This is a genomic window from Marinobacter sp. CHS3-4 (genome assembly GCF_030053415.1).
Lineage (GTDB): Bacteria > Pseudomonadota > Gammaproteobacteria > Pseudomonadales > Oleiphilaceae > Marinobacter.
Genome location: NZ_JASGBJ010000001.1, coordinates 947,157 through 963,209 on the forward strand (window position 1 = coordinate 947,157; position 16,053 = coordinate 963,209).

Annotated in this window: 14 protein-coding genes; 9 read left to right on the forward strand and 5 right to left on the reverse strand. The window is 55.5% G+C overall.

The features are described from left to right. Positions 1-14: 14 nt before the first annotated feature. Genes QLQ17_RS04365 through QLQ17_RS04385 form a run of 5 tightly spaced genes read left to right on the forward strand, consistent with a single transcriptional unit; the run spans position 15 to position 4,912 of the window. Positions 15-1,142: an HmuY family protein gene (locus tag QLQ17_RS04365; protein ID WP_283208314.1), complete on the forward strand. Its 1,128-nt coding sequence runs from the start codon at positions 15-17 to the stop codon at positions 1,140-1,142. A 3-nt stretch (positions 1,143-1,145) separates the two neighbouring features. Next, positions 1,146-2,219, forward strand: coding sequence for a hemin-degrading factor (locus QLQ17_RS04370; RefSeq protein WP_283208315.1), 1,074 nt, complete (start codon positions 1,146-1,148; stop codon positions 2,217-2,219). After that, positions 2,216-3,073: a heme/hemin ABC transporter substrate-binding protein gene (locus tag QLQ17_RS04375; RefSeq protein ID WP_283208316.1), complete on the forward strand. Its 858-nt coding sequence runs from the start codon at positions 2,216-2,218 to the stop codon at positions 3,071-3,073. The genes QLQ17_RS04370 and QLQ17_RS04375 overlap by 4 nt, the downstream gene beginning before the upstream one ends. After that, positions 3,063-4,100 carry a FecCD family ABC transporter permease gene (locus QLQ17_RS04380; protein WP_283208317.1) on the forward strand — a complete coding sequence of 346 codons (1,038 nt, stop codon included), beginning with the start codon at positions 3,063-3,065 and terminating at the stop codon, positions 4,098-4,100. The genes QLQ17_RS04375 and QLQ17_RS04380 overlap by 11 nt, the downstream gene beginning before the upstream one ends. Before the next feature lie 2 nt (positions 4,101-4,102). Next, complete coding sequence (locus QLQ17_RS04385) at positions 4,103-4,912, forward strand: heme ABC transporter ATP-binding protein (RefSeq protein WP_283208318.1); 810 nt, start codon at positions 4,103-4,105, stop codon at positions 4,910-4,912. Here QLQ17_RS04385 and trmL read toward each other — a convergent pair. From trmL to QLQ17_RS04410, 5 genes are all read right to left on the reverse strand, one after another. Beyond that, entirely contained in the window at positions 4,870-5,334 is a 465-nt protein-coding gene (gene trmL, locus QLQ17_RS04390; RefSeq protein WP_283208319.1) for a tRNA (uridine(34)/cytosine(34)/5-carboxymethylaminomethyluridine(34)-2'-O)-methyltransferase TrmL, read from the reverse strand. The two genes, QLQ17_RS04385 and trmL, sit on opposite strands and share 43 nt — an antisense overlap. A 6-nt stretch (positions 5,335-5,340) precedes the next feature. Then, positions 5,341-6,519: an acetyl-CoA C-acetyltransferase gene (locus tag QLQ17_RS04395; protein WP_283208320.1), complete on the reverse strand. Its 1,179-nt coding sequence runs from the start codon at positions 6,517-6,519 to the stop codon at positions 5,341-5,343. A 78-nt stretch (positions 6,520-6,597) separates the two neighbouring features. Beyond that, positions 6,598-7,344 (reverse strand): pteridine reductase, encoded by a 747-nt coding sequence (locus tag QLQ17_RS04400; RefSeq protein ID WP_283208321.1) that lies wholly within the window; start codon positions 7,342-7,344, stop codon positions 6,598-6,600. Continuing rightward, positions 7,341-8,471, reverse strand: coding sequence for a tRNA nucleotidyltransferase/poly(A) polymerase-related protein (locus QLQ17_RS04405; protein WP_283208322.1), 1,131 nt, complete (start codon positions 8,469-8,471; stop codon positions 7,341-7,343). Before QLQ17_RS04405 ends, QLQ17_RS04400 begins: the two co-directional genes overlap by 4 nt. 34 nt (positions 8,472-8,505) lie before the next feature. Next, positions 8,506-9,786 (reverse strand): conjugal transfer protein TraF, encoded by a 1,281-nt coding sequence (locus QLQ17_RS04410; RefSeq protein ID WP_349306788.1) that lies wholly within the window; start codon positions 9,784-9,786, stop codon positions 8,506-8,508. A gap of 427 nt (positions 9,787-10,213) precedes the next feature. Here QLQ17_RS04410 and QLQ17_RS04415 point away from each other — a divergent pair, with 427 nt between their 5' ends. From QLQ17_RS04415 to QLQ17_RS04430, 4 genes are all read left to right on the forward strand, one after another. After that, a complete protein-coding gene (locus tag QLQ17_RS04415) occupies positions 10,214-10,894 on the forward strand; it encodes a hypothetical protein (protein ID WP_283208324.1) in 681 nt (226 codons plus the stop codon). 15 nt (positions 10,895-10,909) lie between these two features. Next, positions 10,910-11,917 carry a DUF4402 domain-containing protein gene (locus tag QLQ17_RS04420; protein ID WP_283208325.1) on the forward strand — a complete coding sequence of 336 codons (1,008 nt, stop codon included), beginning with the start codon at positions 10,910-10,912 and terminating at the stop codon, positions 11,915-11,917. Between the two features lie 65 nt (positions 11,918-11,982). Next, a complete protein-coding gene (locus QLQ17_RS04425; protein ID WP_283208326.1) occupies positions 11,983-12,801 on the forward strand; it encodes a fimbrial biogenesis chaperone in 819 nt (272 codons plus the stop codon). 96 nt (positions 12,802-12,897) lie between these two features. Continuing rightward, complete coding sequence (locus QLQ17_RS04430) at positions 12,898-16,035, forward strand: SPOR domain-containing protein (RefSeq protein ID WP_283208327.1); 3,138 nt, start codon at positions 12,898-12,900, stop codon at positions 16,033-16,035. Positions 16,036-16,053 lie beyond the last annotated feature (18 nt).

The following is a 16,053-nucleotide window of genomic DNA, read 5'->3' on the forward strand; positions in this document are numbered from 1 at the left end:
ACAAGGAGAATTCAGTGCGTTCCTTTAATCCCAAGATGCCAGCTATCGGCCTGGCTTCCATGGCTCTTGCTGCCTGCGGTGGCGGCAGTGATGACACTATCGAGAGCAATGATCAGGAGCTGTCTTCCTCGCAGTTCTCCCGGATGCTCATGCCAGCGGCCACCGAAACCGTGTATCTGAATCTCGACACGGGCCAAATGGTGGATGAAAGCGGCGACTGGCACCTTGCAGCCGACCGATTGAGCCTGAAGCTTAATAGTGGTGCCTCAGGCAGTGGTAATGTCGGCGGTGCTTTGGCGGTTCCTCAGGATGACTTTTATGACGGGAGCGGCCAGCCCAGAGCCAGTGTATTCACCAATGCGACGGTAAATTCTGAAGAAGAGCATTTGCTCGGAATTCTGGAGAAGCCGGGAAGCTGGCAGGAAGATGAGTTTGTCAGTGCCTTTGGTGGCTATACCGACTGGGCGCAATACGACAGGGATACTGCAGTCGTAACGGAACTTCCGGACGTTGGTTATCTGGTTCGATCTGCGGAAGGAAACAGCTTCGCCCGCATGCGGGTGGTGGATTTCTACTTTCCCACCCGGGCGGGAACCGGTATTCAGGATTTCACGTTTGAATTCGACGTGCAGGGCCAGGGTGAAACCTCATTCGGTGAGACTCCGGTGGTTTTTGAACCGCCCGCAGACTACGACGGCGGAAATATCTGTTTTGATTTCGACGCGGCAGCCGTGGTTGATTGCGCCACCAGCGATGTCTGGGATATGCAAGTCGGTTTCACCGGGCGTTCCCTGGATCTCAAGAGCAACAGTGGCGTTTCTGGCAACGGCAATGGCGGAGCATCCGACGTCATGACCTGGGCTGAGCTGGACGACACCAACAGCGACCCGGGCGTGCCCCAGATCTACAACACGGATGCCACCGGTGGCGTGTTCACGGACAACACCTGGTACGCCTACAACCTGGCCAACCAGCACAAAATCTGGCCAAATTTCCGCACGTTCCTGATCAAAGCAGACGTCAACGACGCCGATTCCACTGATTGGGCGCTGCAGGTGATCGGCTATTACGACGAAAACGGTGGCAGTGGCCAGCCCACAGTGCGCTGGATCCCCGTCGAACTTCAACAGGCTTCGGAGTAAATCATGGAACACGTAGTGATGGCCGCTGAAGCGGCAGATCAGACCCTTGCATCGCGCTTCCAGGCGCTGCAGAACGAGGCGCCGAAAATGCGAATCCGACAGATGGCGGATGAGTTGGGCGTCAGTGAAATGGAGCTGGTTCGCCTGCGTGGTGGAAAGGCTCTCATTCCTCTGCAAGACCGGTTTGGTGACTTGTTGAAAGCCATGGAAAGCGTGGGACCAGTGATGATCCTGACCCGCAACAACGAAGTGGTTCATGAAGTGACGGGCACTTTCAAGGATTTCACCACCGGCAAGTCCGGTGCTATGGGCCTGGCGGTTGGCGAGATGGATGTCCGTGTTTTCTTCAAGCACTGGGCGTTCGGCTACCGGGTGCAGGAGCAGGTGCGATCCGGGTTAAGGGAAAGCCTGCAGTTTTTTGATCATTACGGGGCGGCCGTTCACAAGATCTACCGTATTGCGGATACCCGGCCAGACGCCTGGGAAAGTCTGGTGCAGAATTTTTCCGATGCCGAACCCAAGCCGTTTGCACCCCAGGGAAAACGCCCGGTTCCTGAGCGGGCCAGGGCTGAAGACGTGAAAGCCGACGTGCTGAGGGAAGGTTGGGGCGAGCTCAAAGACGTTCACCATTTCGGCGCGTTGCTCAAGCGGGCGGGCACAGACCGCCTGACCGCTCTGGAACTGTTACGAGGGGAATGGTCGACTGAACTGGAGCGTTCCGATGGCGACGTGCTGGACCGCCTGCTGGAACTGCTGCAGGACAATCAATGCCCGGCGATGTTTTTTGTGGGCAACCCGGGCATTGTGCAGATTTTTACCGGCAAGGTATCGAATATCCGCCGCACCGGGCCCTGGATGAATGTGCTGGATCCGGGCTTCAATCTGCACGCCAACACCGAATCCATCAAACGCTGGTGGCTGGTTCGTCGTCCTTCGGCGGATGGAATCATCACGTCGCTGGAAGCGTTCAACGCTGACGGTGAACTGGTGCTGACTGTCTTTGGAGAGCGCAAGCCGGGTATTCCTGAATCTGAACTCTGGAGGGAGCGGGCGGCGAGTCTGGAGGCCATTTCATGATTCGGTTTTTTGCTGTGCTGACGACCATCGCTGGTTTATTGGGTGCGCCGCTTTCCGGCGCCTCGGAAGAACCGCGTGTCGTGACTGCCGACGGCGCCATTACCGAGACTGTCTATCGCCTTGGTGCCGGTTCCTTGTTGGTCGGTGTTGATACCACCAGCAGCTATCCATTGGCGACCGACGATTTGCCGAAAGTGGGCTACCTGCGGGCATTGCCATTTGAAGGCGTCTTGGCGCTGAAACCGGATATGCTGATCACTTCAGAGAAGGCCGCGCCACAGGAAAACCTCGAACGACTGTCCCGGGCTGGTGTGAAGGTAGAAAAGCTGCCTTCGGCAATGACACCCGAGGCGGCAATGCAGCGCATTGAACGGGTTGGCCAGCTGCTGGGAAGAAGCGAAGAGGCCGATGGCTTGACCCGTGATCTCAGAGCCGACATTAAGAAAACTCAGGCGTTGGCGTCGAAACGGGGTTTCCGGCCCAAGGTGCTGTTCATTCTGGCTGCCGGCAACCATTCGGTGATGCTGGCCGGGAAGGGTACGGCCGCTGAAGCCCTGCTTGACTCGGTGGGCGCTGACAACGCCGTCTCCGGAATCATGGGGTACAAGCCCGCCAATCGTGAAGCCATCCTGGCCTCGCGACCGGATGCCATTGTGGTGGCTGAATCCACACCGGGACAGTTCAATGCTGAAGACTGGCCGGGTGTCATGCGACTGGCAGCATGGCAATCGGGACACCGTCTGGTGGCCGATGGCATGCTGCTTCTGGGATTTGGTCCACGCCTGCCGCAGGCAATGGCCGAGCTGAATCAAGTACTGCCGGTTTCATCCAGTGTGGCGGCCAATGATTCGTGACGCTGCTGGCCGGCTTCGGCTTGGCCCGTCGGTGGGACTGATGACGTGCGCGGCGGTAATCGCCGCCATAACGTCTATAACCATCGGGGCTTATCCGTTGGCGGTGGCTGACATTGCAAGCGTGTTTTTGGGTCGCGACGCGGCAGATCCGGTGGCCTCCATGGTGTTGATCGAAGTCCGTCTGCCCCGCTTCTTGCTGGGGTTTCTGGTGGGCGCGGTGCTGGCGGTATCTGGCGCCATTCTGCAGGGGTTGTTTCGCAACCCTCTGGCGGACCCGGGCCTGATTGGTGTGTCCGCCGGCGCATCGCTGGCAGCAATCGCGGTGATTGTACTGGGCAGCACCTGGCTGGGAGGCTGGCTTGCCTTTGCCGGCGAATGGGCTTTGCCTGTGGCTGCGTTCGTCGGTGGCAGCGGCACGGTTCTGCTGGCCTGGCGTATTGCCAACCGTGCCGGGCAGACCTCGGTTGCAACATTACTGCTGGCCGGTATCGCCATCAACGCGGTGGCTGGTGCGGCGACGGGATTGCTGACCTTTTACGCCACCGATGAAGAATTGCGTTCATTGACCTTTTGGACCATGGGGAGTCTTGGCCATGCGACCTGGCGTGATCTGCTGGTCGGAGCGCCGTTTATGATTCTGGCGTTGGTGGCCACACCCTGGTTGATTCGGCCGCTGGACGCCTTCCTGATGGGGGAATCGGTGGTGGGCCACCTTGGCTATCGCACCGACACCGTAAAAAAGGTGGCCATTGTGGTGGTCGGCCTTGGCGTCGGCGCCGCAGTCGCGGTCAGCGGGTTGATTGGTTTCGTCGGGCTGGTGGTCCCCCATCTTGTGCGTCAGCTCCTCGGGGCCAGTCACAGGGTCGTGCTGCCCCTCAGTGCGTTGTTGGGTGGCACGCTGCTGGTTGCGGCCGATTCGGTTGCGCGGGTGGTGGTGTCTCCCGCCGAACTGCCCATCGGCCTGATGATGGCCTTGATCGGCGGGCCTTTCTTCCTGGCATTGCTCCTCAGAACAAAGGTGATTTAATCATGCTCTCGGTTCGGAATCTGAATGTGTCCCTGGGTGGAACGCGCATTGTTACGGGTATTGATCTGGAGTTGGGCGCGGGTGAACTGGTGATGCTGCTGGGCCCCAATGGCGCGGGCAAGTCGACGTTTCTGAAGGCGTTGAGCGGTGAGACCCAGTATCACGGCAGCGTATTGCTGTCGGGCTGCGAACTGACCCGTTGGCAACCACAGCGCCTGGCCCGGCGCCGGGCCGTGATGCCGCAGCGGGTGGACGTTAATTTCCCGCTGACCGTTAAAGAAGTGGTGCGTCTGGGCAGGCCACGCAGTGCACCGGTAAATGATCTGGTGGTCCTGGAATTGCTTCGAGCATTGGAGCTTGAGCATCTGGTGAATCGAATGGTGCCCGGTCTGTCAGGTGGTGAGCAACAGAGGCTTCAGCTGGCCCGGGTGCTGGCACAAATCGTTGACTGCCCCGGGGAGAGCCTGTTGCTGTTGGACGAATGCACGTCGGCGCTGGACCCGGCGCATCAGCAACTGGTGTTGGAGTTGGTACGGCATCTCGCCCGGAAGCGAGACATGGCCGTCCTTGCCATCGTGCACGACTTGAACCTTGCGGCGCAGTTTGGAGACCGCCTGATGCTTATGGAATCCGGGCGATGCGTTCTGGACGGCAGGGCAGAGCAGGTGCTGACGCCCGCCAATCTCAAGCTGGTTTATGGTTTTCACGCCAGGATTGTCCATTTGCCGGAAGGGTATCCGATGGTGATTCCCACCGGCCGGGTGGCGAGTCAGACAGCGCCGTCAAACCCGGTTTGCCGCCAGGCCTCGTAAACCACCAGCGCAACCGTGTTGGACAGGTTCAGGCTGCGGCTTTCGGGGCGCATGGGAACCCGCAGGCGATGTTCAGGGGGCAGGGACTCCCGAATGTCTGCGGGCAGGCCGCGGGTTTCCGGGCCAAACATCAAATAATCGCCGTTCTGAAAGGCGACTTCGTGGTAGTGATGGCTGCCTTTGGTGGTCAGCCCGAACAAACGCTGGGGGCGTTCCGTCTCCAGAAAACTCTGGTAGTCAGGGTGCACCGTTACGGTGGCGTATTCGCTGTAATCCAGCCCGGCCCGCCGCATCTGTTTGTCCTCCAAGGTAAACCCGAGCGGTTCAATCAGATGCAGCCGGCAGCCTGTGTTGGCGCAAAGCCTGATGATGTTGCCAGTGTTGGGCGGAATCTCAGGCTCATAAAGCACCACATTCAGCATTGAGTATCAGCGTTCCACGGCCAGGGCTACGCCCATGCCGCCGCCGATGCACAGGGTGGCCAAGCCCTTTTTGGCATCCCGACGGGTCATTTCATGCAGCAGTGTTACCAGAATTCGGCAACCGGAGGCACCAATAGGATGGCCAAGGGCAATCGCACCGCCGTTGACGTTCACTTTGTTCACATCCCAGCCCAGATCGCGATTCACGGAAATCGCCTGGGCCGCAAAGGCCTCGTTGGCCTCGATCAGGTCCAGATCGTCAACGCTCCAGCCGGCCCGCTGCAGGCAGCGCTGGCTTGCCGGGATAGGGCCGGTGCCCATGATGGTGGGATCAACACCGGCGTTGGCGTGGGCGCGAATAGTGGCCAATGGTGTCAGGCCCAGCGCCTGTGCCTTTTCAGCACTGCAGACAATCACAGCGGCGGCACCGTCGTTCAGGGACGATGCGTTACCGGCTGTGACCGTGCCGTCTTTTTTGAAGGCAGGGCGAAGTTTGCCGAGGCTGTCGGCGGTGACGCCGGCGCGCGGATTTTCGTCCTTATCCACAATAATGGGGTCGCCCTTGCGCTGGGGAATGGATACCGGAACGATCTGACCATCAAAGTAGCCTGCGTCCATGGCAGCAGCGGCTTTCTGTTGTGACGCAGCGGCAAACTCGTCCTGCTCTTCACGGGTGATGCCGTATTTTTCAACAATGTTTTCGGCCGTTACGCCCATGTGATAATCGTTGAAGGCATCCCAGAGGCCGTCGGAAATCATAGTGTCAACCATGTTCCAGTTGCCCATGCGCTGGCCGTTACGGCTGTTGGGCAGAACGTGAGGCGCCTGGCTCATGCTTTCCTGGCCTCCTGCCAGCACCAGCTCAGCATCACCACACTGAATGGCCTGTACCGCCATATGCACAGCCTTCAGGCCAGAGCCGCAGACTTTATTGATGGTCATGGCGGGTACGCTGGCTGGCACACCGGCGTTGATGGAGGCCTGACGGGCGGGATTCTGGCCGCAGCCTGCGGTGAGAACCTGACCGAGAATCACTTCATCAATCTGATCTGCCGCCACACCGGTTTCTTCCAGCAGGGCCTTGATGACGGCGCTACCCAGTTGATCGGCGCGCAGGCTGGACAGGCCGCCTCCGAATCCACCTACGGCGGTACGTTTCGCGGCGGCGATTACAACATCACGCATGGCTTGTCTCCAGCTGTTTCAAAAGTTGTTGGGCATTGTATCCGAAAGCCTGGGTAGTCCAAAGCTGGGGCGGCGGCATTACATATTCAGGCTTCGGCCACCATCCACCGACAGTATTTGCCCCGTGACAAAAGGAGCGTCGCATAAAAGATAAGCGATCGCGCCAGCGATGTCGGCGGGTTCGCCCGTTCTTTGCAGTGGGGTTCTATCGAGAATGCTCTGTTGTTGCTCTGGGTCAATTTCTGATTCGCCTTCCGGCCAGAGAATAGCGCCTGGAGAAACGCCATTGACGCGAACCTCTGGCGCCAGGTCTTTGGCCCAGGCTTTTGTCAGGGTCGCCAGCCCGGATTTGCTGGCGGAGTATAGCGGATGGTTTGCCAGTGGGCGTTCGCCGTAAATGTCGATCAGATTAACGATGCTGCCACCGGATGCGCGAAGGGCGGGCAGGCAGGCCTGCCCCAGGAAAAAGGGCGCGCGCAGGTTGGTGTGCATCACCGTTTCCCAGTCTTCACTTGTCGCGTCTTCCGTCGGTTTGGGGTAGAACACGGAGGCATTGTTAATCAGACCATCCAGGCGCCCCCATTGGCCAATCGCCTTTTCTGCCAGCGGGGAGATCTGATCTGCCTGCGACAAGTCAGCTTTAATTGCCACTGCGGAGTCCGGACGCAGGCTGTTCAGGTCCTCCGCCAGTGATCTTGCCTGCGCTTCGCGCGAACGATAGTGAATCACCAGATTCCAGCCACGGCCGTGAAGATGTCTGGCGGTGTGGGCACCGAGCCGGTGGGCGGCGCCGGTAATCAAAGCAACGGGGTGTTGAGAAGTCATGCATTTCCCTTTGCGCGATCAATGGCCAACTGGATACGGTGTTTCCGTTCACGCTGGATGGCCTCGCCCAGCTCTTTACCAGCGTAGCCTTCTGCCATCAATGACTGGGGATTTACGCTGGCCGATTGCTCATAAGCGTGCCGCAACTGGTCCAGGTTAGCCAGCGAAGGGGATGGCAGAACGCAGGCCAGAGTGCCCAGCAAAACCTGGAATCTATCGGGTTTGCGCCAGGCATCAGAGTCGTTCAGGAGTTTTAACAGCGTATCGGCTTCTAAAGGCTTTGCGGCAGTCAGAGCGGATACGGCGTCTGAAACCAGTCTTGCCATGGCAATGCATTCGTTCGGTGCCTTCAGGCTTCTGGCGCGGTGCTCAGCGGTGCCCGGCTCCAGCGATGCCAGGGGTGACAGCAAAGCTGCGAGTCTGGCTTCGGTAGGAAGGTCGCGCTGATGGCTGCAACGAAGCGCATTCAAACCGTCCGCCAGGCTTTCCGCCGGTTCCAGTTCCGGAATCAGTGCATTGAGGGCGCCACAGTCCTGCAATACCTTAAAGAAGGTGCCTGGTTCGTTCTCATGCAAGGCACGCTGAACCTCCTGCCAGACACGCTCTGGCACCAGATGCTCTACCTCTCCCGCAGCAACCATGTTTTTCATCAGCGTCATGGTCTGATCTGCAACCTTAAAGCCCATCGGCTGGAGTCGGGCGGCAAAACGGGCGGTGCGTAGAATGCGCAGGGGGTCCTCGGCAAAAGCATCCGACACATGACGTAGTAATCGGGCATCCAGATCCTGCTGGCCATTGAAGGGGTCAACCAGGGTGCCGTCGGTGGCTTTAGCCATGGCATTGATGGTCAGGTCACGGCGTTTAAGGTCGTCTTCCAGCGTCACATCGGGCGCGCTGTAAACGGTAAAGCCATGGTAGCCCTGGCCATTTTTCCGCTCGGTGCGGGCCAGGGCGTATTCTTCCCGGGATTCGGGGTGAAGGAACACGGGGAAATCCGCGCCCACCTTTTTGTAGCCTTGTTGCAGCATTTCCCCAGGGGTGGCGCCGGTGACAACCCAGTCGCGGTCTTTCACCGGCAGTTTCAGCAGTTCGTCACGGACGGCGCCGCCCACCAGGTAGGCCTTCATGAATGTCCTTCAACAGGTTAGCAGGGCTTCCAGATTAAAAGGCGGCTCCCAGTTCAAGAGCCGCGCCCGTGTCAGCATCGCTGATCAGGGCGCCAATATCCAGACGCGCGCCAAATACTGATAGCCCAAGGCCGGCGGTAAACTGGGTTTCTTCTGCGATGCCGTTATTGTCATCGTTGCTGGCCAGGTTCTGACGAACACCCACTCGGATCTGAGCATACCGCAAGGCGTCCAGCTCTGCGCCAACAGACAACCACTGGGTGTCGTCTGCGTAACCAAAGCCCTTCTTCTTGGTCAGGTCCAGTTCTGCAGTCACGACATGATATTCACCGGTGTGCGCAATACCGGCAGTGATCATCGGGTTCAGCTCCAGCGTGTATTGCTGCTCCTGTTTAAGAGGATCCGAGCTGGCATTGGAATCCAGCTCCATGGGGATCAGGTTCTTGACCACCACGCCCGCATTCCATTCTTTCTGCTCGCCGAACGCATAGGCTGCGCCTACGTCCAGGTTAAAGCCACTTTTCTCAGTTTCGTTTTCTTCGCTGTCGGCGTTGTCGTCTTCAAAGCTGGAAACGGTTTCCGTGTACTGAAACGTCCGAAGCTGGACGTACTTGGGCGACACGCCAACCTGCAGCTGGTTGCCATTAGTCAGTTCAACCGACCGGGCGATAGAAATTCCGGCTTCTGCAACGGCGGAAGCCAGAATACGACCGCGAGATTCGAGATCCTGATTTAGATCGACAGTTGTCGGATCCGTCGGGCCCTCAGCAATGCCTGTCAAAAATTCTTCATCGTCCTGATCAAATTCACCCCGTATTGTGGCTTGCACATTCGCGTTGGTGAAGAACCCCACCGAGTAGGAATCGGTCGGTACCGCGAAAGCGATGCCCGCGCCTGCATTGACTCGCACCGTGTCACGATCAAATTCGTTCAGCTCGTTCAGGAGGTCGCCTGCGATGGCTCTGGCTTCTGCTTCATCGGTAGGCTGGTTAGTGTTTACAAACCTATCCCGCACCTCCTCAAACCGATCAATGGTGTCTTGAATGTCATCAATCTGATCAATCGTCTCTTCTTCGTCTGCAAAGCGGGCATTCACTGAAGGCAGGATCATTCCGAAATCATCTGACCATTCATGGTGATCGGCCGCGAGCATGGCCGGGTTTGCAATGCTGGCCGTAGCAGGGTGGGCAACTGCGACACCGGTACCCCCCATGGCGAAAGACCGGGAGGCCTGGAACACCTGGGGGCTGGCAGCGGCAGACATTGAAACCAGGCAAAGCGCCGCAGCCAGAGGCGCCTTACTTAATGATGTCATAAAGTGGGAGTTGGCGTTGTAAGCGGGCATTGACTGGCCTGATGTCTTTTTCATGAGAGTCCTTTAATGAATTGGCAATTTATCGCGAAAAAAAGATTAGCATCAGAACCAGTTAAAAGGCGCGCCCGGAAAACATCATTTAACAAAACAAGACGAAAACACGAAAGCGGCAAAAAATTGCCGCTTTTTAGGAACTTGGTTACAGGTGATTACAATTTTTTCAGGAAATTTTCTCAAGAAGGTATTAAGTTTTAGTTATCCGGTCCGTTAAGCACCATGAAGGCAGTCGCAGTTGGCCGGGTCCCGGTCTTTATTAATCACTGGGACAGCCACAAAAAGACTGCAAACCGAAAAGTCGAAACAGAAAATTTACGACTTACCATCCGGCACTCCGGGCTGGTTGAAACGAAACGAAAGGGGTTTTCTCATGAAACAGAACACGCGAATCATTAAAAAAGTCGGCGGCCTGGGCCTTGCAGGTGTTTTGGCGTTCGGCGCTTCAACGGCAATGGCGGAAGAGTTTACCGCAAGCGCTAACGTATCGTCCGCTCTGGCGATCACAATCGTCAACGATTTGAACTTTGGTGACATTTTTGCGGCTACTGCTTCAAGTGGCTCGGTCGATTCACTTGTTATGAGTCCGGCAGGCGTTTTCACAAACGGCACCTTAGACACTGGACCCACTGGCGACGTCAAGCTGCTGTCACTCGGCGGCACCATTCAGCCAGCTCAAGGTACGGTTGCTACAAGCAATGACTTTACCCTAACCCTTCCGGAGCACATTGATGATACTGGCGGTATTGCCGGTAAGACCGGTGTAACGGAGCTTACGATAGCGGGCGGTGATCCTGCAGTTGCTAAGCTTCTGGTCGCGAACTTTACTGTTGGTCAGCTGACTTCAGCGACAGAGGGATCGAATAACCTCACCGGTATTACAGAGGGAACTGCGCGGACGTACACCATCAATCCGGATTTTGCGGCTACCGAAGTCGGCTTCAATATGGGCGCAACTATCTATACAGACGATGGTCAAACCACTGCGACTGAGCGAGTCGAATATGAAGATGGTGTATACTCTGGTACCTTCACGGTGACCGCTGAGTTCTAATAATGAGATGCTGATATGACAGCGAAAGCTGTAGAAGTGTCAACGAAAAGCGTGCCCATGTATGGGCGCGCTTTTTTATGTCTGGTTTTTCTTTTGCTGCTTTACGTGCCGCGATCGAATGCTGCGCCAGCGATTGAAGAGCTGGCGCCTCTCGACTTTGGCACAGTGGCTGTGCCCGATAATTCTTTGGTTTCCTCGCTTTCTCTCTCTCGATCTGAGCGAATACAGATTGAAGGGGCTTTTATACTGATTTCATCGGGAACCGCAGGCCGCCTGAGATTGACTGGTTTTCCAGCGAATGTTGGCGTCGAGATTGATGCTGACCTTGCCGAACTGGACATTGAAGGGGCAACTATTTCTGAGCGTTTGTCAGTGACTGCCTATGACTTCGGCGACATCCGTACGGACAGCAATGGCTCGGTCGATATTTTTTTTGGTGGCACCATTGAGACCTCTGGTAACGGCCAGGCCTATGAGGACGGTCCGTACGACGGGACGGCTCAATTTCGTTTTACCTATTGGAACCCCGATATCAACGACTATTCGGTGGTAAGCGATCAATTCAGTTTTGCCGCCACGCTTAGTACCGGTCTGAATATCGAGAGCGTTCAGTCGCTAAATTTTGGAACCATATTCGCCAGAACAACCAATGCTGATCAGGCCAGTATAATTCTGTCCCCTGGTGGGGGATTGGGAATAGATAACCCGGGCGATTCACGAATTGTTTCTCTGTCAGATCCTGAACCGGGACTGATTTCTATCGTTGGTGCGGCTCCGAATCGAGAGTTATCTGTGGTGCCAGACGCTACCGATGTTTTGCTGGTAAATGGGGCTGAGCCCTCTGCACCTCATTTCGTGCTGAGCGACATTACAACACTGCTCTCAAACGAAGGTAGAACCGATAGCGACGGATATATGGAGATTCGCGTTGGTGGGACGCTCACAACGGAACAGACAGATACGACAATCGTATACCCGGACGGAACCTATGAAGGAACCTATATTATTGAAATATCTTACTAATCAGTATTCTGTGTTTGTTCAGATGTTATCCGTAAAGACTTCGAGTTTCTGAGGAAGGCCAAGCGATGAAGCGCATATTTTTATCCCTGTTACTTGTTCTGACGTCCTTTTCTGTTTCATCAGAAATGTTGATCAGCCCCACCCGTGCGATATTGACCATGGACCAGCGTTCAACATCTATCACGCTTCGCAATACCAGTGATGGGGCGAGAACATACAGGCTGTCTTGGGAAGATAAGCGCGTTAATTCCGATGGGCGCTACGAAGCGGTTGAGGAAGGTGAATCCTGGCCATCTGCGGCCTCTATGATACGTTTTTCGCCCAGGCAGATTACCGTCGGGCCGCAGGAAAATCAGACAGTTCGCCTCAATTTCAGGCCTCCTGGTGATATAGAGCCAGGGGAATATCGGTCTCATCTCAGGCTTCAGGTGGTTGCGGAATCATCTGAACCCACGTCTAGCTTTAAAATGGATCATCCAGAAAACGAGGGCATCAGCATGCAACTGTTCATGCAGATGTCCTTTTCTCTTCCGGTTATTGCCCGAGTTGGACTGGAACCGCCTGCAGTTTCAATCTCTTCTGTCGAGGTTTTGCCGGCGGAGAATAACGAGGGAATGAGGTTGGAGGTCACAGTCAACCGAAAAGGCGAGGCCAGTAGCTTTGGGGATCTGACTGTTGAAATGCAAAGAAATGCAAACAGCAAGGTTGAACTGATTGGTCGGTATAAGGATCTCTATCTTTTTCCTGAGACCAGTGAAAAGAAGGTTCGCGTCCGGCTCCGGGACCAGCGAATTCAGCCAGGCTCCTGGATTCGCGTCGCTTATGAGGGCGAAGCAGAATACAGTGGCATTCTTTGGGACGAACGCATATTTCAAAGTAAGTGAGTAAAAGCGGTCGGCTCAGGTTAGTCTGGCCTGTAAATTGCTTGTCATGCTGTAACTGACGAATTTCTGTCACAGCAGGCAAAGGGCCCATAAAATATGAGGGAAAAAAGTAGTGCAAGCGACTTTCAGATCTCGATGTTCGCTGTTGTCGTGGTCTGTCTTCTGCAAGCTCTGCTGGGCTTTCCTCAATCAACCGCTCAAGGATTGGACGATCTTTCCGGTGGTGATGCGCCTCTGTCACTTGAGAATGAGCTTCTACTGGATGTAAGGGTAGAAGGCCAGCCTGTCGGTTACACCATTCTAGCTTACCAACGAAATGATCAGGTTTTTCTGGCTCTTTCTGAATTAATGGACGCCATTAGATTCCCCATCAATGTTGATGCAGAGCAGGGGCTTGCCGGCGGCTGGTTTATTAAAGAAGAAAGAGATTTCTCTCTGGATTTTAACAGCAATGAGGTTGTGATTGCTGGCCGGTCTTTTACCGTCAATGAGTCAGATGCGGTTGTATTCGGAAATGATATTTTTGTCACGCTCGACGCTTTGAGCGAATGGTTCCCGCTCGATTTTACTCCTGATATACGACGTTTGTCGTTGAATGTTTTTCCTGAAGAGCGAATTCCATTGCAGGAGAGGTTATCGCGCATGGACAGGAGATCAGGGGGGGGTAGCTTAGGCCGGCAAGAGGCACAATTCCCCCTTCAGATGAATCCCTATCGATTGGTTGGGCCTTACACGGCAGATCTGAGGCTAAACACTTCGTCATCCAGAAGTGACAATGACTCGTCGACCAGCCTGAGCGGGAATTATTCAACCCTTGTTGTAGGTGACTTGCTTTGGATGACCTCAACGCTTGCTCTTGCCGGCAGTGATGATGATGAGCTTTCCAGCGGACGGTTTAAGCTTGAACGGGACGATTTGGACTGGCCTCTGGGCGTAAATTCCATTGAGTTAGGGGATGTTCAGGGAGGCGGGGCTCGAGGTGTCCTTGTACGAGGGGGTGATTCACGAGAAGGGGTTGGTGATGGTCTTTTTGCCAATGATCTGGTTGATTTGCGTGGAGATATTCCTGCTGATTGGGAGGTTGAGCTCTATCGGAATGGGTTGCTGATTGACTCCCAGATTGTAGGGAATGATGCACAATACGAATTTCTGGATGTGCCCCTGGAGTTCGGAGAGAACATTTTTGAGTTTGTGTTTTATGGTCCTTTTGGCGAACAGAGAACCGAGACAGAAATTTATTATGCGGGCAGAGAGGATCTAGATTTCGGTGAGGTTAATTATCGGTTTTCGGCTGTCCAGGATGATCGAACTGTTCTTGGAATTGATGATTTAAACACGGGGAAGGACGAGGGTGCCGGGCGTTATGCGGCAAATATCAATGCCGGTCTTTTCAGTGGCACTTCACTCAACCTGGGCGTGACAAGCTTTGAGCGGAACGATGAGCGATATGAAGATTATACCGCAGGGCTGACGGCTAACTTTGCTCGTGTACAAACTAACCTGGGATACAGCTGGTCTGCTCTGGGGCAGGACTCAGCAAGCCTCAAGCTGAGAGCTCGCCTGGGCGAGCAGACCACGTCCCAGGTGTCCTACACCGAATTTTTTAAAAGGGACAGTGAGATTAATTCGGCAACTTTGGATCGCAACTTGTGGCAGGCAAGCGCTTCTCTTTCTTCTAAGATCTACTCACTAAATTATGGACTATCTGCACGGCATCAAGAACGTTTGCTCTCGAAAAATTCAAGCGCCGATGCAGCTACATCGTTCACCGCCTTTGGCACGTCGCGTTTTTCCACCTCACTGAGTTATACCAGAAACGAAGATCAGACAGTCGGCGGCGAGGTTAGGGAGGCGGTGCAGGGCGGATCGAGTTTTTCAACTCGAGTTCGTCCATGGAGCCTGAGAACAGGAGCAAGCTATCGAATTTCTCCAGAAACTGAGCTTAGCAGTCTCTTCGGTTCTGCCTTTTTGAGGGTGGCGAGGGACATGTCGTTTAATCTGGAAGTCCGGCGCAGTCTGGATGCGGATCTAACAAGATACCGAACCGGGTTCAACTGGACGCTGGATTACCTTACCGTTAGCCCGCAGGTCATCTATGACAGCGAAGATAACTGGATAGGCTTATTGAGTCTGTCCACGAGTTTGACGAATCCGCCCGGCGGCTTCGATCCCCAGATTTCCGGCCTCTCTCAGACCGGATTCGGAGCGGTGAAGAGCCGCGTGTTCATCGATGACAACGGCAACGGTGTGTGGAACGCGGGCGATATTCCATTGAATGATGTCAGCGTAGAAGCATTGCAATCCTGGCGAAGAGAAAACACCAATGCACAGGGAAATGCCTACCTGACTCGCATGTCACCAACCAGGCGCACGGACATTGCGATCGATCCCGCTACCCTGGATGATTTTGAACTTCAGTCCTCTGCTCCCGGAGTATCGGTCAAGCCGAGGCGTGGTAGCTGGAGTGTTGTTGACTTCCCGATGGTCAGGACCTCAGAGCTTGAGGGGCATGTCTACGTTGAGCCAGCTCGCAATGCCGAGCGCATCCCCGGGTCTCGCGCCCCTGTCGAGTTGGTTGACGAGGATGGAAATGTGGTGTCGAGACAACGCGCTGCCTTTGACGGGTTCTACCTGTTCTCGTCCGTGCTTCCCGGTGAATATCGGGTCAGGTTGGGGTCGTCAGTTTCCAGCACTGTCAGCCGTCAGCCCGACAGCGTGCAAGTAACCTCCTCCGGCGGTGTTATCCGAAACCTCGATTTCGTCCTGCAGACCTGGCGCGATGAAAATATTCAGAATCTGGCGACAGGGTTGTCAGACAACGCGGATGATGAACCGAGGCCGAGCTTTGCGCCGCCCGCCGATGGTGCCACACCTGCAGAGGTGACACCCTCCGAGATCGTTCAGCCAGAACCCGAGCCGGTCATCGTGGAAGAGCCGTTGACAGAGCCTGTTCAAACCGTTGAAGAGACGGTCGAGGTGACTCCACCACCCAGTGGTAACTGGTATGTCCAACTGGGCGCATTCAGCCTCCGTGAAAACGCCACCCGACGCTGGGAAGCGTTGCAAGATGAAGGGATTTTCCCTGATGGTCAGGAGCCGCGTTATCAGGACGTCGGGAGTCTGGTCAGGCTTCTGACCGGAGTAGGTTTACCCGAAGAAAGGGCGAGAGCGCTTTGCGACCGGATCAAGTCCGAAGACCTTGGAGACTGTCTGGTCAGAGAGCTGACAGAGTAAACGGGTATTTGTAGCTGA

Excerpts from the sequence above, each read along its gene's own strand:
- QLQ17_RS04415 (WP_283208324.1), top strand. The coding sequence starts at position 10,214 with ATGAAACAGAACACGCGAATCATTAAAAAAGTCGGCGGCCTGGGCCTT.
- QLQ17_RS04385 (WP_283208318.1), top strand. The coding sequence starts at position 4,103 with ATGCTCTCGGTTCGGAATCTGAATGTGTCCCTGGGTGGAACGCGCATT.
- QLQ17_RS04375 (WP_283208316.1), top strand. The coding sequence starts at position 2,216 with ATGATTCGGTTTTTTGCTGTGCTGACGACCATCGCTGGTTTATTGGGT.
- QLQ17_RS04370 (WP_283208315.1), top strand. The coding sequence starts at position 1,146 with ATGGAACACGTAGTGATGGCCGCTGAAGCGGCAGATCAGACCCTTGCA.
- QLQ17_RS04430 (WP_283208327.1), top strand. The coding sequence starts at position 12,898 with ATGAGGGAAAAAAGTAGTGCAAGCGACTTTCAGATCTCGATGTTCGCT.
- QLQ17_RS04400 (WP_283208321.1), bottom strand. The coding sequence starts at position 7,344 with ATGACTTCTCAACACCCCGTTGCTTTGATTACCGGCGCCGCCCACCGG.
- QLQ17_RS04425 (WP_283208326.1), top strand. The coding sequence starts at position 11,983 with ATGAAGCGCATATTTTTATCCCTGTTACTTGTTCTGACGTCCTTTTCT.
- trmL (WP_283208319.1), bottom strand. The coding sequence starts at position 5,334 with ATGCTGAATGTGGTGCTTTATGAGCCTGAGATTCCGCCCAACACTGGC.
- QLQ17_RS04395 (WP_283208320.1), bottom strand. The coding sequence starts at position 6,519 with ATGCGTGATGTTGTAATCGCCGCCGCGAAACGTACCGCCGTAGGTGGA.
- QLQ17_RS04405 (WP_283208322.1), bottom strand. The coding sequence starts at position 8,471 with ATGAAGGCCTACCTGGTGGGCGGCGCCGTCCGTGACGAACTGCTGAAA.
- QLQ17_RS04420 (WP_283208325.1), top strand. The coding sequence starts at position 10,910 with ATGACAGCGAAAGCTGTAGAAGTGTCAACGAAAAGCGTGCCCATGTAT.
- QLQ17_RS04410 (WP_349306788.1), bottom strand. The coding sequence starts at position 9,786 with ATGACATCATTAAGTAAGGCGCCTCTGGCTGCGGCGCTTTGCCTGGTT.
- QLQ17_RS04380 (WP_283208317.1), top strand. The coding sequence starts at position 3,063 with ATGATTCGTGACGCTGCTGGCCGGCTTCGGCTTGGCCCGTCGGTGGGA.